This window comes from Sphaerisporangium flaviroseum, from assembly GCF_039537005.1.
GTDB lineage: Bacteria > Actinomycetota > Actinomycetes > Streptosporangiales > Streptosporangiaceae > Sphaerisporangium > Sphaerisporangium flaviroseum.
Window position 1 is genome coordinate 1 of the sequence record NZ_BAAAZR010000069.1, and the last position, 859, is coordinate 859.

The 859-nt window shown below is 63.7% G+C and carries 1 protein-coding gene; it reads left to right on the forward strand.

What is annotated here, in order from left to right; translation table 11 throughout:
* Positions 1 to 859 (forward strand): family 2B encapsulin nanocompartment shell protein (locus tag ABD810_RS40765; RefSeq protein WP_344953929.1); only part of this gene is annotated, 859 nt, incomplete at both ends.

Genomic DNA, 859 nt, shown 5'->3' on the forward strand with positions numbered 1-859 from the left:
GACCAAGTCGCAGCCGCAGATGCAGAACATCTCCTCGCGATGGCTGCTGCGCATGCTGCCCTGGGTGCACACCCCCGGCGGCGCCTACCGGGTCAACCGCCGCCTCAGCTACGCCGTCGGGGACGGACGCCTGAGCTTCACCCACCAAAGCGGCGACATCCGCGTCATCCCCCCAGAACTCCGCGAACTACCCCTGCTCCGCCACTTCGACGACGACACCGCACTCGAAGCCCTGGCCAACCGCTTCACCCAACACCACCACGAACCCGGCGACATCATCACCCAAACCGGCCAACCCGCCGACCGCCTCATCCTCATCGCCCACGGCAAAGTCAACAAAATCGGCACCGGCGAATACGGCGACCAGACCATCCTGGCCGTCCTGGCCGACGGCGACTACTACGGCGACCACACCCTCACCACCACCACCAGCACCACCGCCACCTGGCAACACACCATCAAAGCCGTCACCCCCACCACCACACTCACCCTCCCCCGCCAAACCTTCCACGAACTACTCGCCCAATCACAAACCCTGCGCACCCACCTGGAAACCCAACAAGCCAACCACCGACCCCCACAGAACAAACACGGCGAAGCCCTCATCGAAATCACCTCAGGACACGCCGGCGAACCCCAACTCCCCGGCACCTTCGTCGACTACGAAACCACCCCCCGCGAATACGAACTCAGCGTCGCCCAAACCATCCTGCGCATCCACACCCGCGTCGCCGACCTCTACAACCACCCCATGAACCAAACCCACCAACAACTCCGACTCACCATCGAAGCCCTCCGCGAACGCCAAGAACACGAACTCATCAACAACCGCGAATTCGGCCTCCTGCACAACGCCGAC